General features: G+C 64.6%; 26 protein-coding genes and 4 tRNA genes. 12 read left to right on the top strand and 18 right to left on the bottom strand.

Translation table 11 applies throughout. The features are described from left to right. Position 1: 1 nt before the first annotated feature. From secD to ACQR3T_RS06690, 8 genes are all read right to left on the bottom strand, one after another. Complete coding sequence (gene secD / locus ACQR3T_RS06725) at positions 2-1771, bottom strand: protein translocase subunit SecD (protein WP_052070401.1); 1770 nt, start codon at positions 1769-1771, stop codon at positions 2-4. 163 nt (positions 1772-1934) lie between these two features. Then, positions 1935-2345, bottom strand: a complete 411-nt coding sequence (gene yajC, locus ACQR3T_RS06720) for a preprotein translocase subunit YajC (protein ID WP_428692825.1) — start codon at positions 2343-2345, stop codon at positions 1935-1937. Positions 2346-2483: 138 nt separating this feature from the next. After that, positions 2484-3512, bottom strand: a complete 1029-nt coding sequence (ruvB, locus tag ACQR3T_RS06715; protein WP_052065147.1) for a Holliday junction branch migration DNA helicase RuvB — start codon at positions 3510-3512, stop codon at positions 2484-2486. Positions 3513-3566: 54 nt separating this feature from the next. Next, positions 3567-4172, bottom strand: coding sequence for a Holliday junction branch migration protein RuvA (ruvA, locus tag ACQR3T_RS06710; protein WP_428692824.1), 606 nt, complete (start codon positions 4170-4172; stop codon positions 3567-3569). Then, positions 4169-4786, bottom strand: coding sequence for a crossover junction endodeoxyribonuclease RuvC (ruvC, locus tag ACQR3T_RS06705; RefSeq protein ID WP_032377774.1), 618 nt, complete (start codon positions 4784-4786; stop codon positions 4169-4171). The genes ruvA and ruvC overlap by 4 nt, the downstream gene beginning before the upstream one ends. A 107-nt stretch (positions 4787-4893) precedes the next feature. Then, on the bottom strand, positions 4894-5652 hold the full coding sequence (locus tag ACQR3T_RS06700; RefSeq protein WP_032377773.1) for a YebC/PmpR family DNA-binding transcriptional regulator: 759 nt from the start codon (positions 5650-5652) through the stop codon (positions 4894-4896). A gap of 108 nt (positions 5653-5760) precedes the next feature. Further along, complete coding sequence (pdxT, locus tag ACQR3T_RS06695) at positions 5761-6363, bottom strand: pyridoxal 5'-phosphate synthase glutaminase subunit PdxT (protein ID WP_428692823.1); 603 nt, start codon at positions 6361-6363, stop codon at positions 5761-5763. Further along, positions 6360-7211: an acyl-CoA thioesterase gene (locus ACQR3T_RS06690; RefSeq protein WP_428692822.1), complete on the bottom strand. Its 852-nt coding sequence runs from the start codon at positions 7209-7211 to the stop codon at positions 6360-6362. The genes pdxT and ACQR3T_RS06690 overlap by 4 nt, the downstream gene beginning before the upstream one ends. A 38-nt stretch (positions 7212-7249) precedes the next feature. Here ACQR3T_RS06690 and ACQR3T_RS06685 point away from each other — a divergent pair, with 38 nt between their 5' ends. Further along, positions 7250-7912 (top strand): hypothetical protein, encoded by a 663-nt coding sequence (locus ACQR3T_RS06685; RefSeq protein WP_230594576.1) that lies wholly within the window; start codon positions 7250-7252, stop codon positions 7910-7912. Between the two features lie 7 nt (positions 7913-7919). Here the strand turns inward: ACQR3T_RS06685 and pdxS are convergent, their stop codons facing one another. The 9 genes from pdxS to ACQR3T_RS06640 all read right to left on the bottom strand — a co-directional run bounded on the left by pdxS (position 7920) and on the right by ACQR3T_RS06640 (position 16070). Next, positions 7920-8861: a pyridoxal 5'-phosphate synthase lyase subunit PdxS gene (gene pdxS, locus ACQR3T_RS06680; RefSeq protein ID WP_032403325.1), complete on the bottom strand. Its 942-nt coding sequence runs from the start codon at positions 8859-8861 to the stop codon at positions 7920-7922. A gap of 156 nt (positions 8862-9017) precedes the next feature. Next, positions 9018-10043 (bottom strand): NUDIX hydrolase, encoded by a 1026-nt coding sequence (locus ACQR3T_RS06675; protein ID WP_428692821.1) that lies wholly within the window; start codon positions 10041-10043, stop codon positions 9018-9020. Beyond that, the gene (locus tag ACQR3T_RS06670) at positions 10043-11167 is read right to left on the bottom strand and encodes a glycosyltransferase family 4 protein (protein WP_037173869.1); all 1125 of its coding nucleotides are present in this window, start codon (positions 11165-11167) and stop codon (positions 10043-10045) included. Before ACQR3T_RS06670 ends, ACQR3T_RS06675 begins: the two co-directional genes overlap by 1 nt. Beyond that, positions 11164-12069: a phosphatidylinositol mannoside acyltransferase gene (locus tag ACQR3T_RS06665; protein WP_428692820.1), complete on the bottom strand. Its 906-nt coding sequence runs from the start codon at positions 12067-12069 to the stop codon at positions 11164-11166. Before ACQR3T_RS06665 ends, ACQR3T_RS06670 begins: the two co-directional genes overlap by 4 nt. Beyond that, positions 12066-12749, bottom strand: coding sequence for a phosphatidylinositol phosphate synthase (pgsA, locus tag ACQR3T_RS06660; RefSeq protein WP_032377766.1), 684 nt, complete (start codon positions 12747-12749; stop codon positions 12066-12068). The genes ACQR3T_RS06665 and pgsA overlap by 4 nt, the downstream gene beginning before the upstream one ends. A gap of 25 nt (positions 12750-12774) precedes the next feature. Continuing rightward, positions 12775-13317, bottom strand: a complete 543-nt coding sequence (locus ACQR3T_RS06655; protein ID WP_094615912.1) for an HIT family protein — start codon at positions 13315-13317, stop codon at positions 12775-12777. A gap of 1 nt (position 13318) precedes the next feature. Beyond that, entirely contained in the window at positions 13319-15379 is a 2061-nt protein-coding gene (gene thrS / locus ACQR3T_RS06650; protein ID WP_428693075.1) for a threonine--tRNA ligase, read from the bottom strand. 101 nt (positions 15380-15480) lie between these two features. Further along, the gene (locus tag ACQR3T_RS06645; RefSeq protein ID WP_032378453.1) at positions 15481-15882 is read right to left on the bottom strand and encodes a TIGR02611 family protein; all 402 of its coding nucleotides are present in this window, start codon (positions 15880-15882) and stop codon (positions 15481-15483) included. Between the two features lie 116 nt (positions 15883-15998). Next, positions 15999-16070 (bottom strand) — tRNA-Val (locus ACQR3T_RS06640). Between the two features lie 242 nt (positions 16071-16312). On the opposite strand from ACQR3T_RS06640, the gene ACQR3T_RS06635 reads away from it, so the two are divergent. From ACQR3T_RS06635 to ACQR3T_RS06605, 7 genes are all read left to right on the top strand, one after another. Continuing rightward, a tRNA-Gly gene (locus ACQR3T_RS06635) sits at positions 16313-16384 on the top strand. A gap of 17 nt (positions 16385-16401) precedes the next feature. Beyond that, a tRNA-Cys gene (locus ACQR3T_RS06630) sits at positions 16402-16472 on the top strand. Between the two features lie 37 nt (positions 16473-16509). Next, a tRNA-Val gene (locus tag ACQR3T_RS06625) sits at positions 16510-16584 on the top strand. A gap of 126 nt (positions 16585-16710) precedes the next feature. Continuing rightward, positions 16711-17001: a hypothetical protein gene (locus ACQR3T_RS06620; protein ID WP_428692819.1), complete on the top strand. Its 291-nt coding sequence runs from the start codon at positions 16711-16713 to the stop codon at positions 16999-17001. Beyond that, entirely contained in the window at positions 16994-17689 is a 696-nt protein-coding gene (locus ACQR3T_RS06615; protein WP_428692818.1) for an alpha/beta fold hydrolase, read from the top strand. Before ACQR3T_RS06620 ends, ACQR3T_RS06615 begins: the two co-directional genes overlap by 8 nt. A gap of 16 nt (positions 17690-17705) precedes the next feature. Beyond that, positions 17706-18158, top strand: a complete 453-nt coding sequence (locus tag ACQR3T_RS06610) for a hypothetical protein (RefSeq protein ID WP_428692817.1) — start codon at positions 17706-17708, stop codon at positions 18156-18158. Then, the gene (locus ACQR3T_RS06605) at positions 18155-18682 is read left to right on the top strand and encodes an N-acetyltransferase family protein (protein ID WP_428692816.1); all 528 of its coding nucleotides are present in this window, start codon (positions 18155-18157) and stop codon (positions 18680-18682) included. The genes ACQR3T_RS06610 and ACQR3T_RS06605 overlap by 4 nt, the downstream gene beginning before the upstream one ends. 7 nt (positions 18683-18689) lie before the next feature. On the opposite strand, the gene zapE is transcribed toward ACQR3T_RS06605, so the two are convergent. Further along, the gene (gene zapE, locus ACQR3T_RS06600; protein WP_428692815.1) at positions 18690-19703 is read right to left on the bottom strand and encodes a cell division protein ZapE; all 1014 of its coding nucleotides are present in this window, start codon (positions 19701-19703) and stop codon (positions 18690-18692) included. A gap of 34 nt (positions 19704-19737) precedes the next feature. On the opposite strand from zapE, the gene ACQR3T_RS06595 reads away from it, so the two are divergent. The 4 genes from ACQR3T_RS06595 to msrB all read left to right on the top strand — a co-directional run bounded on the left by ACQR3T_RS06595 (position 19738) and on the right by msrB (position 23944). Then, complete coding sequence (locus ACQR3T_RS06595; RefSeq protein WP_428692814.1) at positions 19738-20526, top strand: pyrimidine reductase family protein; 789 nt, start codon at positions 19738-19740, stop codon at positions 20524-20526. 46 nt (positions 20527-20572) lie between these two features. Continuing rightward, entirely contained in the window at positions 20573-22135 is a 1563-nt protein-coding gene (locus tag ACQR3T_RS06590; protein WP_428692813.1) for an alpha/beta fold hydrolase, read from the top strand. Between the two features lie 114 nt (positions 22136-22249). Then, complete coding sequence (locus tag ACQR3T_RS06585; RefSeq protein ID WP_428692812.1) at positions 22250-23488, top strand: glycosyltransferase family 87 protein; 1239 nt, start codon at positions 22250-22252, stop codon at positions 23486-23488. Between the two features lie 27 nt (positions 23489-23515). After that, complete coding sequence (msrB, locus tag ACQR3T_RS06580; protein ID WP_037173886.1) at positions 23516-23944, top strand: peptide-methionine (R)-S-oxide reductase MsrB; 429 nt, start codon at positions 23516-23518, stop codon at positions 23942-23944. Positions 23945-23966 lie beyond the last annotated feature (22 nt).

Below are 23966 nucleotides of genomic sequence, written 5' to 3'. Positions count from 1 at the left end.
GTCATGCCTCCTTCGACGGCGTGGTGCCGGTCTTGACGGCGAGCGCCTTGTTGGCTGCACGCTTTCGTTCGAGTGCGATCTGCTGGACGGCACCGAGACCGTTGACGGACGGCTTGGACCAGAATTTCGACTTCGACGCCAGGTACACCAGTGGCCAGGTCACCAGCACCACGACGATGATGTCGAGGATCGTCGTCAGACCGAGGGTGAAGGCGAAGCCGCGGACCTGCCCCACAGCGAGTACGTACAGCACCGCGGCCGCGATGAAGCTGACCGCGTTGCCGGACAGGATGGTTTTGCGTGCGCGTGCCCAACCGCGTGGCACTGCAGACCGGAAGCTGCGACCCTCACGAATTTCGTCCTTGATGCGCTCGAAGAACACCACGAAGGAGTCCGCGGTCATACCGATGCCGATGATGAGTCCCGCAATTCCTGCGAGGTCCAAGGTGAAGCTGATCCACCTGCCCAACAGAACGATGATTCCGTAGACGACGAGACCCGCCAGCGCCAACGACAGCGCCGTGAGCAGACCCAGGGCGCGGTAATAGAGCAGGCAGTAGACCAGCACGAGCGCCAGTCCGATGGCTCCGGCGATGAGGCCGGCTTCCAGCGAAGCCAATCCCAGTGTGGCCGAGACAGTTTCGGCCTCGGAGGATACGAAGGACAGCGGTAGAGAGCCGTACTTGAGGGTGTTGGCCAGCTCCGATGCACTCTGGGCGTTGAAGTTTCCAGTGATCGAGGTGGCGCTGCCCGCGGGGGTGGCACCCTGGATGACCGGCGCACTGATCACCTTCGAGTCCAGCACGAATGCGGCCTGCTTCTGCAGGTTGGCGGCGGTGAACTGAGCCCACGTGTTGGAACCGTCCGAGTCGAACGTCAGGCTCACCTGGAACTGGGCCTGTTGGCTGTCGAATCCGGAGGTCGCGTCGGCGATCTGCTGCCCGTCGATGATCGTCGGGCCGAGCAGGTAGACGGCCGTCCCGTCGGTCGAGCACGCAACGAGGGGAAGAGCCGGATCGTCGTTGCCTGCGAGGGGGTCGGCCGCGTTGCAGTCGAGGGACTGCATCGCCAACTGCTGAATCTGCTGATCCTCGCTCTGGCGCAGCGTCTTGGCGTCGGCGATCTCCTGAGCAGCACGATCTGCGTCCGACAGCGAAGCATCCGCGGCGGGATCGTCGGTCGCGGGTGCATCGGTCGCGGGCGCGTCGGTCGCAGGCGCAGGCGTCGGATCCACCGCAGACGGATCCTGCGCCGGGAAGACGCGACTCTGAGGAGCGGCAGGTGCGGCGGGATCTGCAGCAGGAGCGGCGGGATCTGTAGGAGCGGCCGGATCGACCGGCGCGGCCGGATCGACCGGCGTTTGCTGCGACCCTGCACCCTGGCCCGCCGACGGGGCAACCGATCCCACCACGGGTCGGATGAACAGTCGTGCAGTCTGGCCCAGAGTGCGCGCTTGAGAACTGTCGTCACCGGGCACCGTGATGACGAGGTTGTCACCGTCGACGACCACCTCGGAGCCCGTGACACCGAGACCGTTGACGCGAGTCTCGATGATCTGCTGTGCCTGCTTCAGGCTGTCCTGCGTCGGCGCATTGCCATCGGGGGTTCGCGCGGTGAGTGTCACGCGCGTGCCGCCCTGCAGGTCGATTCCCAGCTTCGGTGAGGGGTCTTTGTCTCCGGTGAAGAAGACCAGGGCATACACCGCTGCTATCAGCACCGCAAAAACGGCGAGATAGCGGGCGGGACGCACCGGTCCGCTGGTAGGTGCCACGGTGAGTGTTTCTCCTCTAAGGCGATGGAAAGTGTCGGTTCCTGCGGGGACTGTCGGCCCGATATGTCAGCGGTGAGCGCTGCGATTGTGCACCACATCGGTCACCGCAGACGAAACCGCTGCCGGATCGAAGTCTCCGACAGCGGTTCGGATCAACGGCTGCTCACTCTTTTTCGAGCCGCTTCGCCGTCTGTTCCACGGTCTCGTCGGGCCCGCAGACGTCGGTCTTGTGCAACGACGGCCCTGCGCTGGTGCTCGAGTCGAGGGACGCGATGTCGGCGTCGGTGGTGGTCTCGAACTCGGTGTCGTCGAATTCGGAGCCATCGGGCAGCACCTCGCGTACTACGGCGCGAGACCAGGTGGTGATGACGCCGTCCGCGATCTCGAGGTCGATCGTGTCGTCCTCGACCAGAACCACGCGGGCGTACAGGCCTGCTGTGGTGACGACCTCGTCGCCCACCTTCAGCGAGTCCTGCATCTCCGTGGTTTTGGCCAGCACCTTCTTCTGTCGACGCGCATTGAGAAACAGCGGTACCAGAAGGGCCACGATCAGCAGCGGAAACAGCAAATCCATCGGAAGGTCAGTCCTCGAAGTTCGGGTCGAAAATCGTCATTGTCTCGTGCGAGAACGCCGTGGGTGTGGGCCTCGCAGCTACCCAGTGTGCCATCACCGGGAACCGATCCGGTCCGTTCGTCTCGTGTTCTGCCCGATTCAGTCGAATAATCCCTGCGCAGCCTCCGAGGATCGGACCGAAATTCCCCCTACCGCGAGGTCCGGCGGCGGGGTCAGACCGAGATGTTGCCACGCGGTGGCAGTGGCAACGCGGCCTCGCGGTGTTCGGGCGATCATGCCTGCGCGCACCAGGAAGGGTTCACACACTTCCTCGACCGTCGAGGGTTCCTCACCGACGGCTACGGCCAGCGTCGATACGCCGACCGGTCCCCCGCCGAAGCTGCGGATGAGTGCGCTGAGGACGGCACGGTCGAGTCGGTCGAGGCCGAGCTTGTCGACGTCGTACACCACCAGAGCCGCTTTGGCCGTGTCCCGGGTGACGGTGCCGTCGCCCCGCACATCCGCGTAGTCGCGCACTCGCCGGAGCAATCGGTTCGCGATACGTGGAGTGCCACGCGAACGGCCGGCGATCTCGGCGCAGCCGTCTCGGTCGATCGGCACCCCGAGTATTCCGGCCGACCGCATGAGGATGCGCTCGAGCTCGCTCGGCTCGTAGAAATCCATGTGCGCCACGAATCCGAATCGGTCACGCAGCGGCCCGGTGAGAGCACCCGACCTGGTGGTCGCTCCGACCAGCGTGAACGGAGCCACCTCGAGCGGTATCGACGTCGCACCCGGCCCCTTACCGACGATGACGTCGACGCGGAAGTCCTCCATCGCCAGATACAGCATCTCCTCGGCCGGACGGGCGATGCGATGGATCTCGTCGATGAACAGCACGTCTCCCTCGACCAGGTTGCTGAGCATCGCTGCCAGGTCACCGGCGCGCTCGAGCGCCGGCCCGGACGTGAGCCGCAGCGACGTTCCCAACTCGGCGGCGATGATCATCGCCATACTGGTCTTACCGAGCCCCGGAGGCCCGGACATCAGGATGTGATCGGGAGTGCCGCCGCGCATCTTGGCACCGGACAGTACGAGCTGGAGCTGCTCACGTACCCGGGGCTGACCGATGAAATCGGTGAGGTTCTTCGGACGCAGGCTCGTCTCGACATCCAGGTCGTCGGACATGGCGTCCGCGCCCACCTGCGATTCGGCGAACTGGTCGTCCTCGTCCACGCCGGCCTACCTGGACTTTCCGAGGTACGCCAGGGCCGACCTCAGTGCAATCGACGTCGTGGCCTCCGGCTGCTGGGCGAGTACCGCGTCGGTGGACTCCTCGGCCTGCTTCGCCGGGAACCCGAGCCCGATCAGCGCCTCGACTATCTGATCGCGCACCGAATTTCCGGCACCGGATCCTGGCAGAACCGAATTACCAGCGCGGCCGACCACTGCGTCCACCTTGTCGCGCAATTCGACGACCATTCTCTCCGCGCCACGTTTGCCGATTCCGGGAACCCTCGTCAGTGCTCCGATGTCACTGTCCGCCAACGCCGTTCGCAGCGCATCCGGTTCGTGCACGGCGAGCGTGGCCATCGCGATTCGCGGTCCGACGCCCGACACGGTGAGGAGCAACTCGAACAGCTCGCGTGACTCCTCGTCCGGAAACCCGTACAGCGTCTGCGAGTCCTCGCGCACGATCATGGTTGTCAGGAGCGTCGATTCGCTCCCCCGGTGCAGCGTGGCCAGCGTCGCCGGAGTGGCGCTGATGCGGTATCCGACGCCGGCAGCCTCGAGCACGGCGTGATCGAGCGCGATGTCGATCACCGAGCCTCTGATCGATGCGATCATCGTGCGCCCGCCTCTTTCTTGGCCATCTTCTCGATTCGGCGGGCAACGACGGCGCGAGCTTTACGCTCCTCGGCCAGGCGCGCGTCGTACTTGCGCTTCTGTTCTGCCGCCATGGCTTCTGCTTTCGCCATCCGGGCGATCATCGGAGCTCTCCAGCAATGACAGATGCCGAGCGCAAGGGCGTCGGCGGCATCCGCCGGAGTCGGGGCGGTTTGCAGACCGAGAATGCGCATGACCATCGCAGTGACCTGGGCCTTGTCGGCCGAACCGTTGCCGGTGACCGCAGCCTTGACTTCACTGGGGGTATGGAAGCAGACATCGATCCCCCGCCGGGCCGCCGCCAGCGCGATCACTCCGCCGGCTTGCGCGGTTCCCATGGCGGTGCGGACGTTGTGCTGCGCGAACACCCGCTCGATGGCCACCACCGAGGGTTTGTGGGTATCGAGCCAATATTCTGCTGCCTCGGAGATGCGCAACAACCGCTGCGCAAGATCCATGTCAGCGGGCGTGCGCACCACATCCACGTCGAGAGCAACCACCGATCGACCCACACCACCCTCGATCAAACTGAGCCCACACCTGGTGAGACCGGGGTCGACACCCATCACCCGCACGCCACCACACCTTCCGCTTACGAACTGTTGTTCGATAGCGTAGCGGAGCGCACCGACGGATCAGGGATACGACACCCGGCCTGTTGGCTCGATCGAAATCGAGGCGGTCAGTCCTCTTCGTCGAGCTCGGCCATGACCTCGTCGGACAGGTCCACGTTGGACCAGACGTTCTGCACGTCGTCGCTGTCTTCCAGCGCGTCGATGAGCTTGAAGACCTTGCGCGCGCCGTCCGCATCCACCGGAACGTTGACCGAGGCCTGAAAGCTCGCCTCGGCCGAGTCGTAGTCGAATCCGGCCTCTTGCAGCGCGGTGCGCACTGCGATCAGGTCCGTCGGCTCGCTGACGATCTCGAACGTGTCGCCGTTGTCGTTGACTTCCTCGGCACCGGCTTCGAGAACGGCCATCAGGACGTCGTCCTCACTCTGACCGTTCTTCTCGAGAGTCACCACGCCCTTGCGCGAGAACAGGTACGAGACCGATCCCGGGTCTGCCATGTTTCCGCCGTTGCGCGTCATTGCCACGCGTACCTCGCCTGCGGCGCGGTTCCGGTTGTCGGTGAGGCACTCGATCAAAATCGCCACGCCGTTGGGGCCGTAGCCCTCGTACATGATGGTTTGCCAGTCGGCTCCACCGGTCTCTTCGCCTGCGCCTCGCTTACGGGCCCGCTCGATGTTGTCGATCGGAACCGAGGTCTTCTTCGCCTTCTGGATGGCATCGAAGAGAGTCGGGTTGCCCGTGGGGTCACCGCCACCCGTGCGGGCCGCCACCTCGATGTTCTTGATGAGTTTGGCGAAAGACTTGCCGCGTCGGGCGTCGATCACCGCCTTCTTGTGCTTGGTGGTGGCCCATTTTGAGTGGCCGCTCATGCGATAGAGCCCCTTCCTGCTCGAAATCAGTGTTGTCGACTTTACTCGCCCGGTACCGCGCTCGAGACCGACCTGCTTCGGCGGGTTCGAAACGGCGGCGCACCGTTTCTAACTGCGGCGCACCATGTCGACGAAGAGTCGGTGCACCCGATCGTCCCCGGTGACCTCGGGATGGAAGCTCGTCGCCAGCACCGAGTTCTGCCTCACGGCCACCACACGCCCAGCAGCCGGTCCATAGGGCACGGTGGCCAGGACTTCGACACGGTCGCCGACACGCTCGACCCAAGGCGCCCTGATGAACACCGCTCGTACGGGGCCGCCGTCGATGTCGATGACGTCGAGATCGGTCTCGAAGGAGTCGACCTGACGGCCGAAAGCATTGCGCCGCACGGTGATATCGAGGGAGTCCAGATGCCGCGCGTCGGGTCTGGTATCGAGAATCTCGGACGCCAGCAGGATCATGCCCGCGCAGGACCCGTATGCGGGCATGCCCTCGGCCAATCGGGCACGCAACGGGTCGAGAAGATCGAACACACCGAGCAGGTTGCTCATGGTCGTCGATTCCCCACCGGGGATGATCAGCCCGTCGATCTGTGCCAGTTCGGCCGGACGCCGCACCGTGATGCCGTGCGCACCACTCGACTCGAGTGCTGCCAGATGTTCACGAACATCGCCTTGCAGTGCCAGAACTCCGATGGTCGGAGAGGTCACTTCAGGCCGAACGGATCGACGTTGGATTTGCTGGTGTCTCGCTCGTACCGCATCAGCCCCTCCTGCACCACCGCGGCAACCATGCGTCCGGAGGTGTCGAAGATTCGGCCCTGAGTCAGCGCCCGCCCGAAATCGGCGGACGGTGACGTCTGGTCGTACAACAACCACTCGTCCGCACGGAACGGCCGGAGGAACCACAGGGCGTGGTCGAGGGAGGCGGTCTGAGTGACGGCGTCCGGGTGCGGCACCTTGGCCGAACCCAGCAGCGTCATGTCGCTCATGTAGGCCAGTGCGCAGACGTGGAAGACCTGATCGTCGGGCAACGTGTCGCGATAGCGGAACCAGACGCGTTGCTGCGCAGCGAAACTCGGATGCTTGACGGTCTGGCTATCGGGAATGAGACGGATGTCCCATTCCGACCACTCCTTGTAGTACGAGTTGTCGTACTCGGCGAGGGTGGTCGGATCGGGCAGAGTCTCCGGGCCGACGACCTCGGGCATGAGGTCCTGATGAGAAATACCGTCGTCGTCGCCGTGGAACGATGCGGACATCGTGAATATCGCTTTGCCATGCTGAATTCCGGTGACGCGGCGCGTACAGAACGACCGTCCGTCGCGGATTCGATCGACCATGAACACGGCCGGTTCGTTGGGGTTGCCCGGACGCAGGAAATAGCCGTGCAGCGAATGCACACGAAACTCGGGGGCCACTGTGCGCACCGCCGCGACGAGCGCCTGGCCCGCAACCTGGCCGCCGAACGTCCGGGGTAGACGACTCGGGAAAGTCCGTCCCCGATAGATGTCGTTCTCGATCCGTTCCAATTCGAGAATGTCCTCGATACTGGCCATGGCTGGTGCCCACCTTTCTCCAGTGAATCAGGCTAACAATGGATCGACCAGGCAAGATGGTCGGTGTGGGTCAACCTGTGCCGATCTTTCCCGATCTCCTCGTGGCATCGATCGTCGAATCCTGTCCGGCCGGCACCCGAACCATAGTCGTGGTCGACGGTGCCGATGCTGCGCAGCCGGTCGAGTTCGCCTCGCGCACAGCAGAACACGCCCGCTCCGGCGGGCGTTCGGCCACCGTGATCGATCTGCACGACTACATCCGACCAGCGTCGATCCGATTCGAATACTCACGCCACGACGAATTGAGCTATCGCACACTGTGGTTCGACTACGACGCCGTATCTCGGGAGGTCATCGCACCGCTGCGACCCGGTGGCCGAGGTCACTTTCTTCCTCGTCTGTGGGATGAGGCAACCGATCGATCGGCTCGTGCCCGCAGCGTCCCGGCCGCGCCCAACGAGATCGTGCTGATTGCCGGTCCCATGCTGCTCGGGCGAGGCCTCGACGTCGATCTGTCGGTGCACCTTCGTTTGTCCGAGACTGCACTGCGGCGCAAAACCGATCCGGCCGAAGAATGGACCTGCGAGCCCTTGGCGACGTATTACGACAGCCTGAATTGGTCGGACCGTTCCGCCGGCCGGCCGGATTTTTTGGTCCGATGGGACCACCCGGACCGCCCGGCCTTGGAACACCGGCCCTAGAGGCGAGTCACCAACCGCGCTCGGCGAGCCGGTGTCCCACGGGGAGGTCGTCGACATTGATGCCGACCATCGCCTCACCGAGGCCACGCGAGACCTTCGCGAGAACGTCGGGGTCGTCGAAGAACGTGGTGGCCTTGACGATTGCCTCGGCGCGCTCCTTCGGGTTGCCGGACTTGAAGATTCCCGACCCGACGAACACTCCCTCGGCGCCGAGTTGCATCATCATCGCCGCATCGGCAGGGGTAGCGATACCGCCGGCCGTGAACAGCGTGACGGGCAGCTTGCCCGCCCTGGCGATCTCGACGACGAGGTCGTACGGTGCCTGCAGTTCCTTCGCCGCCACGTACAGCTCGTCCTCGGGCAGCGAGGTGAGTCGGCGAATCTCGTCGCGGATCTTGCGCATGTGCGTCGTCGCATTCGAGACGTCACCGGTGCCGGCCTCACCCTTGGAGCGAATCATGGCCGCACCCTCGGTGATTCGGCGCAGGGCCTCACCCAGGTTGGTGGCACCGCAGACGAAAGGAACGGTGAAGTTCCACTTGTCGATGTGATTGGCGTAGTCGGCCGGGGTGAGCACCTCGGACTCGTCGATGTAGTCGACGCCCAGGCTCTGCAGGATCTGCGCCTCGACGAAGTGTCCGATGCGTGCCTTGGCCATCACCGGGATACTCACCGAAGAAATGATGCTGTCGATCATGTCGGGGTCGCTCATACGCGACACCCCACCCTGGGCGCGGATGTCGGCGGGAACGCGCTCGAGAGCCATCACGGCGACGGCACCGGCATCCTCGGCGATCTTGGCCTGATCGGCGGTGACCACGTCCATGATGACGCCGCCCTTGAGCATCTCGGCCATACCCCGCTTGACGCGCGCGGTGCCGACTCCGTTCTCGCCGGATCCACCGTCGACCGATGCGGCGGGCGTGTTCGAGGCGTGTGGGGTAGTCAAGCGAAACTCCTGTGTTCTTCGACGCTGTTGCGGCGCTGCGGGCTGATAGGTGCGATCGCGCGCGGCGCGATGTCGCGCCCAGAAGGATAGGCCTTCGCCCGTGCGATTCCCATAACCACTTGAAGATTGCTGGACTGCTCGAAAGGGTCCAGATGCCTACCGAATCGCGCGCACGTCCGGGTCGCCGCGTCGAGCGAGAGCCACGTTCACCTCGTCGAGCAGTTCCGCCAGGTCCTGAGGATAGACGTTCTCGCCGAGGGCGCTGAGCGCCCGGATGTCGGACTCGGTGCACCACTGATGCCCGGTCACGGTCCGTCGCTCGAAGTCGGTGAACCCGGCGCTCTCCGGCTCGAACTCCTGTGTGCGGTGCGCGAAGAACAGTTCCTCGGACCTGATCAGGGTTCCGTTGAACGGGAACGTGGCAACTCGCCGCCACAACGGACCGCGCAGATCGGCTGCGGCGACGCGCAAACCCGTTTCTTCGTGCACTTCTCGCACCGCTGCGTCGCGTAGCGATTCCCCCTTCTCCAATGCCCCACCGATCGTGAACCAGAAGAAGGTATCAGGCACTGTCGGGTCGTGGCCCCGCAACAGCAGTACGCGGCCACGCTCGTCGAGCAACACCACTCGCGCGGAGGTTCGCGGAGTGGCCCGATTCTCGCTGCCGAACGTCGCGGCGGCCGAGCGCTCGGCGATCTCGAAGTACGACGGCAGTGCGGCCGTTCCACCGAGATGCAACCACCGGACCGGTCGACGGATGCGCAACGCCAGAGTGTCGCGCACGGCATCGTTGTGGAACCGACGCGCAATCAGTACACGAGCCTCGGCGTCGGCCAATTCTGCAACCAGTTGCGGGGGAAGCTCATTCGGTTCTACGACCGCGAGCGCCATCGATACCGCGTTTTCGGCTTCTTCTCGCTGCGACCGGTCGGCTCGCTCGGCTCGGTCCGCCAGCGCGGCAAGTTCTCTGCTCGACGGCACCGAGTCGCGGGTGGCTGCAGACACTGCACGCGCGACGACGGCGCGGCGGGCGAGTGCGGCGTCGAGGGACTGCCACGCGAGGTCGGTGCGCACGTGCAAGCGATCGAGTCGATTCGCCGTCCCGTAGGCCCACAGACCGACGACGAGAATCAGGACTGCAATCGACCCGAGCACCAGAATTGTGACGGCAGAGAGGGTCATCAGGTCGACGCTCGTACTTTCTGTCCGCCGAGGGTGACGGTCTCGTAGACCCGCAGGATCTGCTCGGCGACGACTGGCCAGTCGTAGGCGGACACAGCCACCGACGCGGCGTCGACCAGTCGGTCTCGGACGGTGTCGTCGGACAGGATCGAGGTGACGGCTACGGCGAGGGCATCGGAATCGTCGATCGGAACCAACAGTCCACAGGTGCCGTCCTTGAGCACCCTGCGGAAGGCATCGAGTTCGCTTGCCACGACCGGTGTTCCGGCCGCCATGGCCTCGACGAGCACGATGCCGAAGCTTTCCCCGCCGAGATTCGGGGCGCAGTAGACATCGGCACTGCGCATCGCGGAGGCCTTCGTCGCGTCGTCCACCTGTCCCAGGAAGGTCAGGTGTGACGACAGTGCGCCTGCGTCCTTGCGCAGTTTGTCCTCGTCGCCGCGGCCGACGACGAGGATCTCGATGTCGGGATGTGATTCGACCAGTGCGGGCAGGGCACCGAGCAGAACGGCCATTCCCTTACGCGGTTCGTCGAATCGGCCGAGGAAGAGCACCGTGCGGCCGGCTCGGGGATAGCCTTCCAGCACAGCGGCATCGGCGAACGCAGGCACGTCGACGCCGTTGGGGATCTCGACGGCATCGGATCCGAGTGCCTCGACCTGCCAGCGTCGAGCAAGCTCCGACACGGCGATCCGGCCGCTGATCTTCTCGTGGTACGGACGCAGGACGCCCTGGAACGTGCTGAGCACCAAGGACTTCGTGGTGGAGGTGTGGAATGTCGCCACGATCGGACCGTCCGCAGCCTTGAGGGCCAGCATCGACAGACTCGGAGCGTTCGGTTCGTGGATGTGCAATACGTCGAAATCATTGTCCGAGATCCACTTTCGGATTCGGGAATACGTCACCGGTCCGAATCGAAGACGCGCGACCGATCCGTTGTAGGGAATGGCGAGCGCCTCCCCCGCCGACACCACGAACTCCGGCAGCTCGACATCGTCGGACGCCGGCGCCAGCACGCTCACCCGATGCCCGCGCTCGATGAACACCTCCGCCAACTGCTGGACGTGCGCCTGCACCCCGCCGGGTACGTCGAACGAGTACGGGCAGACCATACCGATCTTCACGCGCCCTCGATTCGGGCGCGTCGTTCGGCCGACCAGTCGCTCATCCACAGAGGTTGGAGCATGTGCCAATCGGCCGGGTGCGCCCGAATGCCGGCAGCGAAGTGATCTGCCAATGTCTGTGTGGCGACATCGATTCCGTGCGAGACATCCACCGCCGGAAAGATGTCGAAACCCCACCCGTCACCGTCGAAGTAACCGTGCACCGGCAGCAGCGTCGCCCCGGTGTCGATCGCCAGCTTCGCGGCCCCCGCGGGCATCCGGGTCGGTTCGCCGAAGAAGGTCACCGGCACTCCGTGCTTGGCGAGATCACGTTCACCGAGGAGGCAGACCACCTTGTTCTCGCGCAGCCGCTCGCTCAGCGCCTGCAGAGGCGGCTGCTCACCGCCGCTGAGCGGGAAGATCTCGAAGCCGAGGCTCTCCCGATAAGCAACGAACCGCTGGTACAGCGATTCGGGTTTCAGACGTTCGGCCACTGTCGACAGACCACCGTGCTTGCGCACCAGCCACATTCCGGCCATGTCCCAGTTGCCACTGTGCGGCAGCGCCAGCACTGCACCCTTGCCCGACGCGAGGGCAGCCTCGAGATGCTCCTGTCCGTTCACACACCGATCGATGACGGCGGCCTGGGCGGCCAGGTCCATCGACGGCAACCGGAACGCCTCGCGCCAGTAGCGGGCGTACGACCGGACGCTGTCGCGAATCAGATCGTCGGGCACGTCGCCGGGGGTGGTTCCGAGGACACGAGCAAGATTGCGGCGCAATTGGTCCGGGCCACCGTTTCGGGTGGACGCGATATCGGCACCGCGATCGAAGAGACCTCTCGCCACACCCTCCGGCAGCGATCGGACCAGTCGCCACCCGGCTGCGTAGCCGAGGTCGCTGGCTCGTTCGGAGACGTTCACGACGCGGCCACATCGCCATCGTCGGCGGCCTGAGCAGTCGGGGGCACGATGATGTCGCGAGCCCCTTCGGACCCGCGGACGGCCAGCACGCGTTGGAACACCGTCACGATGCTCAGGGCAGCGAGGATCCACATTGCCGGGTAGATCAGACTGTCCAGCCACGGAATGTCGAAGTGCCTACCGACGCCGGTGAATCCGGCTCCGACGAGAACGATCACGAGGCGATCGGGGCGTTCGATCCAACCACCGTCGGCCGAGAGTCCGCTGGCCTCGGCACGCGCCTTGGCGTACGAGATCACCTGCGAGGTGACCAGGCAGATCAGGGTGGCCACCAGCAGCGGCTTGTCCTGCTCGGAATACACCGCCCACCAGGCAAGGCCACCGAATATCGCGCCGTCCGCAACTCGATCGCACGTCGCATCCAGGACGGCCCCGTACTTGGTTCCGCCGCCTCTCGCCCGTGCCATGGCACCGTCGAGCATGTCGAAGAGCACGAACAGAGTGATGACGATCGAGCCCCACCACAGGTAGCCGGCCGGGTACATCGTCACCGCCGCCGTCACAGTGACGACGGTGCCGATGATCGTCACCGAGTCGGGGGTCAGTCCGGTGCTGTTGAGGGCGCGCCCGAGCGGGGCGGTCACCTTCGACACCGGCGCACGGCCGAAAATGCTCAGCACGGCGCGTGCTCCTCTCGCCTGTTGTTCATTCGTTCCAGGCCGACGCGAGCAGGGCCCGAGTGTCGCGGAGCAACTGCGGCATCACCTTGGCGCCGCCGATCACCGTGATGAAGTTCGCATCGCCGCCCCACCGCGGGACGATGTGCTGGTGCAGGTGCTCGGCCAACGATCCGCCTGCTGCGGCACCGAGATTGAGGCCCACGTTGAAGCCGTGCGGGCGCGACACCGTCTTGATGACGCGAATCATCTGTTGGGTGAACGCCATCAACTCGGCGCTCTCGGCGGGCGTGAGATCTTCGAGTGCCGCGACCCGGCGGTACGGAACGATCATCGTGTGCCCGGGGTTGTACGGGTACAGGTTGAGTACCGCGTAGACCGATTCGCCGCGCGCGACCACCAGCCCGTCCTCGTCGCTCATCTTCGGGATGTCGGAGAACGGCTCACTCGATTTGGCCGAGGCCTGCGGGGCCTCGGCTATGTAGGACATCCGATGTGGGGTCCACAGTCGCTGCAACCGATCGGGCTCACCGGCACCGGTGGCGACGATCGACTCGTCCTGATCGCGCATGTCAACTCACTCCTGCGTTACTGGTCTGCACGAGTTCGGCGGTCGGTGATGCGTTGTTGCGCTGGGAGATCCAGTCGGTGATCGTTGCTACTGCCTGCGCAACCGGTACACCGTTGACCTGAGTGCCGTCACGGAATCGGAAGCTGACGGCACCGGCCTCGACGTCGCGTTCGCCGGCGAGAAGCATGAAGGGGATCTTCTGTGCTGTCTGGTTGAAGATCTTCTTCTGCATCCGATCGTCACTGGCATCCACCTCGGCGCGCACCCCGAGCTTCTTGAGCTCCTTCACCACCGAGAAGAGGTGGTCCTGGTGCACCTCGGCAACGGGGATACCGACAACCTGAACCGGTGCCAGCCACGCCGGGAATGCGCCGGCGTAGTGCTCGGTCAGTACGCCGAAGAATCGCTCGATCGAACCGAACAGCGCGCGGTGGATCATCACCGGGCGTTCCTTGACTCCGCCCGAGGCGGTGTATTCGAGCTCGAACCGCTCGGGCAGGTTGAAGTCGAGCTGGATGGTCGACATCTGCCAGGTGCGCCCCAGAGCATCCTTGGCCTGCACCGAGATCTTCGGTCCGTAGAACGCCGCGCCGCCCGGATCGGGCACCAGATCCAGACCCGACGCCGCCGCGACCTCGGCGAGCGTGTTGGTCGCCTCTTCCCAGACCTCGTCGCTGCCGACGGACTTCTCCGGATTACGAGTGGAGAGCTCCAGGTAGAAATCGTCGAGGCCGTAGTCCTTGAGCAGACCGAGGACGAATTCCAGTGTGCTGGTGAGTTCGCCGCGCATCTGCTCGCGGGTGCAGAAGATGTGCGCGTCGTCCTGGGTCATGCCACGCACGCGAGTCAGGCCATGGATGACGCCGGACTTCTCGTACCGGTAAACCGAACCGAACTCGAAGAGGCGCAACGGCAATTCACGGTACGAGCGACCACGGGAGCGGAAAATGAGATTGTGCATCGGGCAGTTCATCGGCTTGAGGTAGTAGTCCTGGCCGGGCTTGCGTACGTCACCGTTCTCGTCGAGTTCGGCGTCGAGATGCATCGCCGGAAACATGCCGTCTCGGTACCAGTCGAGGTGGCCCGACACCTCGTAGAGATGGCCCTTCGTGATGTGAGGGGTGTTGACGAACTCGTAGCCCTCTTCGATGTGCCGCTGGCGGGAGTAGTTCTCGAGCTCGTTGCGGATCACACCGCCCTTCGGATGGAACACCGGAAGTCCGGAGCCGAGCTCGTCGGGAAAGCTGAACAGGTCCAGCTCGGACCCGAGCTTGCGGTGATCGCGGCGCTCGGCCTCGGCCAACAGTTCGAGATGAGCGTCGAGTGCTTCGGTCGACTCCCATGCGGTTCCGTAGATGCGCTGCAGATCCGCGTTGTCCTGGTTGCCGCGCCAGTAGGCTGCCGAGCTGCGGGTCAGCTTGAACGCAGGAACGTATTTCGTGGTGGGGATGTGGGGGCCGCGGCAGAGATCGCCCCAGATCCGCTCGCCGGTGCGTGGATTGAGGTTGTCGTAAGCGGTCAGCTCTCCCCCACCGACCTCCATGACCTCGGGATCGTCGATTCCGGACTTGTCGTCGATCAGTTCGAGCTTGTACGGCTCGTTCGCCAGCTCCTCGCGAGCCTGCTCCACCGATTCGTACACCCGACGCGAAAACCGCTGTCCGGCTTTGACGATCTGCTTCATCTTCTTCTCGAGGGCGGTCAGATCCTCGGGAGTGAACGGCTGCTGCACGTCGAAGTCGTAGTAGAAGCCGTCCTTGATGAACGGTCCGATGCCCAGTTTGGCGTCGGGGAAGAGCTCCTGAACGGCCTGCGCCAACACGTGTGCCGCCGAGTGCCTGATGACGCTTCGCCCGTCCTCGGTGTTCGCCGGCACGGGCTCTACCTCGATGTCGCCCTCCGGCGACCAGGACAGATCGCGCAGCTTGCCGCCGGGATCGCGCACGACGACGATGGCGTCGGGTCCCTTGTTCGGCAGGCCGGTGTCGCGGAGCGCCGTACCTGCCGTCGTTCCTGCCGGCACCATGATGCGGGCGGGTGGAACGGTGGCGACAACGGGCATGCTCACGGCGATGTACTCCTCGATCGGTTCTTCGGGCCAGGAAGGCCTCCGACAGCCTATCGGCATCGAGCCCCTCGTCGGCCCTCAGCGCGGCGCGTTGGTCAGATCGGACTTTCGAGCCACGTCCAGTCGAGTCCGAACCAGCCGCCCACCAGCGCGAACGTTCCGAGCAGCCACAAAGTTGCGAGCACGACGACCGTGGTGAACAGCACGCCGAGACCCTTGACGAACATCGACTGCTTCGAGAACCAGGCCATGAAGGCGTCGTATCTCTTACGGACGAATCGCAGTGCACTCTTGGCCCACGCGAATTCCGACGCCAGGATGCCCAGTCCCGCGAACACGATCAGCCAACCCGGCCCGGGATAAGGAATGGCAAGCACACCCACGATGAGCACGACTGTTCCGACGACTCCGACCGTGATGCGGTACGCGAGGTCGAGAGACTTGTTCTCTGCGATGCGCGCCCGAAAGCGCCGGTGCTTGACCTTCGCTGTGTCCATCGGACCTTGGTCTGCCACACCCTGGGGCTTCGACTGTTCGGTGCTCACCGGCTCAGGCTACCGGCCTCGAACGCAAGAAGGTCCACACCGACGGACGGTGTGGACCTTCTTCTGTGTGGTCCCGGCTGGGATCGAACCAGCGACCTTCCGCGTGTGAAGCGGACGCTCTCCCACTGAGCCACGGGACCGAACGAGGCAAAACATTAACACGAGGTGTCACGGCGAACCGAATCGCCTGCCCGATCGCCGAACACACAGTCACAGCGCCCGGGCAATGCCGTCACGCCACTGCTTTCACATCGTTCACAGGCGCTGAACGCGCGAATTCTGCAGCTGACCACGAGATTTGTGAGTTTCACTCCCGTTGGGTTAATGTTTTCCCCGCACCACGGAGACAACAACTGCCCAGCAGTGAGCGCCTCCGGGGTATGCGGATGTGGCGCAGTGGTAGCGCATCACCTTGCCAAGGTGAGGGTCGCGGGTTCGAATCCCGTCATCCGCTCGAGGGTCTCGACCCATGGTGGAGTGGCCGAGTGGTGAGGCAACGGCCTGCAAAGCCGTGCACACGGGTTCGATTCCCGTCTCCACCTCGCTAGTGCATCGATTGCAGAATCGATGCGAGGACATGCGCGATTAGCTCAGCGGGAGAGCGCTTCCCTGACACGGAAGAGGTCACTGGTTCAATCCCAGTATCGCGCACCAGAGTCAGACAGATCAGACCCCCTTTCGAGGGGGTCTTTTTTGTGTCTCACGAATCAATTGTGGTGATTCACGCCATAGAAGTGCACAGTGGAGATGACGCACACACTTCGATGGAAGGACACTCACGTGTCGGACGATGCTCAGAGCGAACCCACGGTCGACGACGCCACCATGGAGGAGGCGAAGAAATCCGTCGAAGGGCTCGACGATCGCTATCGACCCGGTGCCCGGCCCACCGTGGCGCTACCGGGAACGAACGGCACCGTCGCCGGCACTGCATTCGCCGACATGGTCGACGACAACGGTGAGCTCGTCGACGCCGACGATCAGGATGCGTCCGACAGCTCCGAAACCGGTAGCACGGACTCGAATCACGCCGACACCGACAAAAAGGTAACGTCCTCGAACGATGCCTGAACTCGATGGTCCCGACGCCCCCGCCGACATCGAACTCGGCGGGGGCGTCGCCTATCTGCACACCCCGTCCACACCGTCACGTGGCGGAATCGCTCTCACCCACGGCGCGGGCGGCAACTGCGAGTCGCTTCTGCTGCAGCGCATCGCTGCGGTGTGGGCCGCAGCCGGGTTCACGGTGCTGCGGTTCGACCTTCCGTTTCGAGTACGCAAACCCAAGGGCCCGCCGCACCCGTCTCGGTCGGCCGAGGATCGGCTGGGCATCGCCGCGGCGATCGACCGCCTCCGCGCCGAGACATCGGGCTTCATCGCATTCGGTGGGCATTCCTACGGTGGCAGACAGGGGTCGATGATCGCGGCCGAGCGCCCGGATCTCGTCGACGGACTGGTTCTGACCTCCTATCCCCTGCACCCACCGGGCAAGCCGGAAAAGGCTCGTACACAGCACCTTCCTGACCTACGAACGCCGACGGTGGTGGTGCACGGCACCAAGGACCCGTTCGGCACCACGGCCGAACTGAGCGCTGCGCTCGCTCTCGTCCCGGCCCCCACACTGCTCGTCGACATCGAGGGCGCGGGCCACGACCTCGCTCCGATCAAATACGACGCGGCGACGAAAACCCTTGCCGGTGCGGTCTCGTTGTTCTCCGATTCTTCGGTAGTCGTCCCGCCCTTCGACCCGTCACGCTGAAGTGGTCTACTAAGGCATGCCGACCTGGGGATGGTTCATCGTTGCTCTGGTCCTCGTCGATGCCGCGGTGCTTGCAGCATGGTTGTTGGCACGAAAGAAGCCCGGCTCGAGCCCGGAGACATCGCGCAGCATCGGGCTGATCGGCCTCGACGGCAACGCCCGTGCAGACATTCATCAGTTGTTGGCGGCGAACAAGAAGATCCAGGCCATCAAGATCTTTCGTGAACGGACAGGTGCCGGTCTCATCGAAGCGAAGAACGCGATCGAAAGCGTTCAACGCGGGGACCCCTTTCCGTCTTCGTCCACCATCGTCGACGCGGCTCAGTCCGGTCCGACACCCTGGGACGACCTCATCCCGCGGTTGCAGTCGCTGAAGTCGGAGGGCAAGGCGATCTCGGCCATCAAACTGCTGCGCGATCGAACCGGCTTGTCGTTGCGGGAGGCGAAGAACGCGGTGGATCTGCTGTGAGTGTGCGTGTGGCGACCGTTGCCGACATACCCGGCGTTGCCGAATTGGCCGCGCAGACCTTTCCACTCGCCTGTCCACCGGGAACTCGCACCGAGGACATCGAGCATTTCGTCTCGAACGTGTTGTCGGTCAGCAGTTTCGAGGGTTACGTTGCCGACCCGAACCGAACCGTTCTGGTCGACGAAACACCCGCCGGCGAGGTGGTCGGGTACGCGATGCTCGTATCGGGCGCTCCCGCGGACCCGGATATCCGAGCAGCCCTCTCGCACCATCCGACGCTGGAAGTCAGCAAGCTGTACGTACGTCCGGCCGAGCACGGCGGCGGAGTCGCGGCGCGGCTGATCTCGTTCGCATTGAATCATGCGCGCGAATCCGGTTGCGCAGGAGCATGGCTGGGCGTCAATCAACTCAACGTGCGTGCCCAGAAGTTCTACGCGAAGCACGGATTCGAGATCGTGGGCACCAAGACGTTCGTTGTCGGCGTGCAGACACACGACGACTACGTCATGCAGGTACCACTGTGACGACGATTCAGCCGACTGCGGCGAAACGGGACAGCGCGAGCAGACGCGAGGTCGCGCGCAGATACTTCTTGCGGTAACCGCCGGCCAGCATCTCCTCGGTGAAGATCTCGTCGAGCTTGCCGCCCGAGGCTGTCACCGGGATACCCGCGTCGTACAGGCGGTCGGCGAGTACCACCAGGCGCAGGGCGACGGCCTGATCCGATGCCGGGTGCACGTTCTTCCAGAACACCGCTGGGACGCCGTCGAGCAACTTGCCGTAGCGCGAAGGGTGCAGCGTGCTCAGATGCGCCAACAGCTCGTCGAAATCGTCCAGGGTTGCGCCGTCGACCGTCTCCGCGCGCTCGATGAGCTCGGATTCGGACGTCGGCTCGGGGGCCGGAGGGAGGTCGCGGTGCCGGTAGTCGGGGCCGTCGACGCGGATGGACTCGAAGATGGAACCGAGCTTCTTGATCTCCCGCATGAAGTCCTCGGCAGCGAAGCGGCCCTCACCGAGCTGGCCGGGCAGCGTGTTGGACGTCGCGACGATGGACACTCCACGCTGAGACAGCTCGGACAGCAGCCGCGAGACCAGCATCGTGTCGCCGGGATCGTCGAGCTCGAACTCGTCGATGCACAGCACGCTGTGGCCCGAGAGTTCTTCGAGCGCCTTGTTGAAGCCGAGTGCGCCGACCACGTGGGTCAGCTCGACGAACGTACCGAACGCCTTGGGCTCGGGAACGCTGTGGTAGATCGACGCCAGCAGGTGGGTCTTGCCGACGCCGAAGCCGCCGTCGAGGTATAGACCCGCACCGGTGGCCTGGGTCTTCTTGCCGAAAAGTCCGCGCTTGCCCTTGCCGCGAATCTTCTGCACTTTGTTCGCGAATTCCTCGGCCTTCGCGACCGCAGCAGCCTGGGTCGGTTCTTTGGGGTCGGGAATGTACGAGGAGAAGCTGACGTCGTCGAACATCGCCGGCGGGACCATCTGCGCGATCAGCTGATCGGAGGGGACCACGGGATTTCGGTCGACAAGGCGTGCGGGCATTTGACGAGCGTAACGACGTGGTCTGATCTCTCTCATGCAGCTTCTAGATATTGGGACCTACTTCACATCGGAGCAGGCCGCCGAGTCCGCGTCCACCGTCGGGTCGATTCTCGACGACGATGCCGTCCGCGACCTGTACGCCTACCCGGCAGACCTGGGCCGACCGTGGATCCGCACGAACTTCGTGGCCAGCATCGACGGATCTGTGACCGCGAACGGTAAGTCGGCGGGCCTGGGCACCCCAGCAGACGCCCGATTGTTCGGCATTCTGCGGGAGCTGTGCGACGCCGTTCTCGTCGGGGCCGGAACTGCTCGCGCCGAGAACTACGGCGGCGTCTCGCTGTCCGCCGAGGTGAAAGCCCGTCGAGTGGCGAACGGATTGGCCCCGATTCCCACGATCGTGGTGGTCACCGCTTCCGGTTCGATCGATGCGGATTCTCGGCTCGTCACCGACACCGAAGTGCGGCCGGTGGTGCTGACCTCGGCGGCGGCGGACAGCTCGAAGGTGGCCGCGCTGCGTTCCGCGGGCGCAACAGTGATCGAGGTGTCCGGTGAATCGGTGTCGACCGAAGACATCGTCGAGACGCTGAGCAACCACGGATTTCGCCGCATCCTGTGCGAGGGCGGGCCAGGACTGTTCGGGCAACTCGCCTCGGACGGGGCGGCGGACGATCTGTGCCTGACGATCTCTCCGATGCTCGTCGCCGGAGAGGCGGGTCGCATCGCCCACTCCGCCGGTGCCTCCGACACACCGATGCAGCGAGCGCACGTTCTCGCCGACGCGGACGGGACGCTGCTCACCCGCTGGGTACGTCGGCCGTGAGCACCGCGCGGTCCGGCATCGAACGAAAAGTCGATAGCCTCGCACGGTGACGCAGAAACGTACGTTGCTCGCCGCCGTCCTCGTCCTGGCCACGATGTGCGCGGCCTGCGGCGCCGGGCCGTCGATCCGGCCCGATGTCGCGGTGGAGCAACGATCCCCCGGTCAGCCCGGCGAGCCGTCCGCAGAGGCTCCGCCGGAACCGGCTGCTATCGCCGTGCCGACGACCGACCTCGACTGGGCCGACTGCACCGCCGCCACTCTCGGGACGTTCGGGCTCACCTCCACCACGCCCGGACTGACACTCGAGTGCGCGGAGTACGAGGCCGATGTCGATGCCAGCGGGCAGATGTTCGGCACGTTCGCCGTCGGCGCTCTGCGCGCCCGGCTCGATGGAACGCCGGCCGATGCGGGTCCGCTGGTGTTCACCTCCGGTTCCGATCGATCCTCGATCGCCACCCTGGCGACGATGGCAGCCGGTCCGCTCTCGACACTGCTGGAAGCTCACCCCATCGTCGCCGTGGATCGACGCGGAATCGGCCGCTCCACCGCTGTGGACTGCATCGACGCCCCTACCAAGACTGCAGTCGATGCCCTGGGACAGTTCACCAGATCCGACGCCGATACCGCCGACCGCGCAGTCGACGCAGGCCGAGACGCCACCATCGAATGCACCGACACCCTGCAGCCACAGGAACTCGCCTTCGGAACCACCTACGCCGCGGACGATCTCGACCGTCTGCGGCAGCTCTGGGGCGTGAACCAGATCGGAGTGATCGGATCGGGGAACGGTGCGCTCACCGCGTTGGCCTACGCGGCGAAGTTCCCCGACCACATCTCGCGTCTGATTCTCGATTCGCCGCCCGGGGTCAACACCGATCAGATCTCGCTGGCCGAGCAGCGCACCCAGGGCAAGGAAGCCGCCTTCGCCGCGTTCGCACAACGATGCGTCGCGCTGAACTGCTCACTCGGGGCCGATCCGACGGCTGCGGTGGAGCAGCTGCTCCGACGCGCCGCCGGTGGTGAGTTCGCGCCGCTGTCCACTCACGAAATTCTCGACGGCATCACCTTCGCGCTCGCATCGACTGCAGGGGACGCGTCGTCCCGGGCCACCACCCTGTCCACGACCCTGACCGCAGCGGCCGGCTCCGACACCGCAGCTCTGCTCGCCCTCGCCGAACGAGGTCGAAATGCTTACGGCACCGACGGGCAGTTCGTTTCCCGCTGCACGGACGGCCAGCAGTGGCCGTCTCCGCAGGGCGTGCGTGACCTGTCGTCGCAATGGACCGACCGCTACCCGGTCTACGGCACCGACGCCGCCCTGACAGCGTTGCTGTGCTCCTCCTGGCCGACAGCACCGTCGATCCCCCTGCCCACCTCGTTGGACGTTCCGGTACTGGTCCTGTCGAACGCGGGCGACCCGATCGTCGGCAACGGAGGCCTGTCCTCGGTCACCGGACTGGTCGGGGCAACCGGTGCAGCAGTGGCGTCGGCGGCGTGGCAGGGCAGCGGACACCCGAGCCTCGGCGGATCACAGTGTCTGCAGAGCGCTGCGGTGAATTACGCGCTCGATACTTCGCTTCCCACCGACGGCACCGTCTGTCCCGCCTGATTCCTCGACCGGACTCCGGCGACCGATACCTGCCGGTAGGTTCCGTCGGTCGGCCCGCTGAACTTGCGGGGTGTCCTTTCTCTGGTGTGGCACCGGCTCGGGTACCGTTCGCGGGTGTCACTTAGCTTTCTGGAGCCGCGTTCAGGGCGGACGACCGCCGAGGTAATCAAGTACGCCCTGTGGCCCATCGCCATCATGACCGTGATCCAGCGGGTGGTCATCAAGGCGGTCAACGGTGATATCACCAACGACTTCAATCCCGTGTACAGCGCAGCTCTGGCGTTCCTGAATCGACAGCCGGTGTACACGGCGAACTTCGACTCCGTCGACCCGCACTACCTGTATCAACCGAGTGCGACGATGCTGCTCTCCCCCATAGCCGTCATCGACCCAGAGCGATCTCGCTGGCTGTTCATCGTCGCCAGCACCATCGCAATTCTCGTGGCGCTGTACATCCTGCTGCGCATCTTCGGATTCCGGCTCGATTCCGTTGCCGCTCCCGCGCTGCTCCTCGCCGCATTCGTCAGCGAGACGGTGACGAACACGTTGGTGTTCACCAACTTCAACGGCTTCGTCCTCCTCGGCGAAGTAGCGTTCCTCGGGTTTCTACTCCAGCGCAAAGACCTGTCGGCGGGCGTTGCCATGGGTCTGACTCTTGCGATCAAGCCGATGCTCGCGCCGCTACTGCTGCTTCCGCTGATGACGCGTCAGTGGAAGGTCTTCATCACCTCGATCGCAATCCCAGTTGTCATGATGGCCATCGCCTGGCCGCTGTCGGTCGACCCGATGAACTTCATCGACCGGACGCTCCCGTACCTGTTGCAGACCCGCGACTACTTCAACAGTGCTGTTGTCGGCAACGGTCGCTACTACGGTGTTCCCGAACTGCTCACCCTCGGCATCCGCGCGGTGCTGGGAATCATGGTTCTGGTGTCGCTGTGGCTGCTGTACCGATACTGCCGCGAGGACCGTCTGTTCTTCTTCGCGACCACCTCGGGATTGATCCTCACCGCGCACTGGTTGCTGGGCTCACTGGGACAGATGTACTACTCGATGATGCTGTTCCCGCTGCTCATGACTGTGGTGCTGAAGAACTCGCTACTCCGCAACTGGCCCGCCTGGCTCGCGATCTACGGGTTCATGAACTACGACCGATGGCTGTCCGGGCGCTGGATCGAAACGGGCCGTGCCCTCGATTACCTCCGAACCACGTTCGGGTGGGCGCTGCTGATCGTCGTCATCTTCGGTGTTCTCGTCGGACGCTATTTCGCCGCCCGAAGCGAAGGACGACTGGACGACGGAATCGAACCGAACTACCTGCTGCCGAGCGCGCCACCAGCGAAAACGGCATAGCCCGACAAATCGTATTAGCGTGAGAGCATGAGTTCAGCAACCGACAACAACTCCGCTCCCGCCGTCCAGCTCACCGACGCACAGTGGCGCGAGAAGCTGACCCCCGAGGAGTACGCGGTGCTCCGCCAAGCAGGCACCGAACGCCCGGGCGTCGGCGAGTACACCGATACCACCACCGAAGGCATCTACGAATGCCGGGCCTGCGGAGCCGAATTGTTCCGCAGCACCGAGAAGTTCGAATCCCACTGCGGCTGGCCGTCGTTCTTCGACCCGGCCGACAGCGACGCCGTGCTCCTGAAAGAGGACACCACGCTGGGAATGCGCCGAGTCGAGGTCGTCTGCCGCAACTGCCACAGTCACCTCGGCCACGTGTTCGAGGGCGAGGGCTACCCCACGCCGACCGACCAGCGGTACTGCATCAACTCGATTTCGTTGACGCTCAAGCCTGCATCCTGATCGGCGCTGCTTCATCCATACT

This window comes from Rhodococcus sp. IEGM1428 (assembly GCF_050321865.1).
Classification (GTDB): domain Bacteria; phylum Actinomycetota; class Actinomycetes; order Mycobacteriales; family Mycobacteriaceae; genus Rhodococcoides.
Note: the sequence above shows the minus strand (reverse complement) of the source record. Positions and strands in the feature narration are given on the sequence as shown.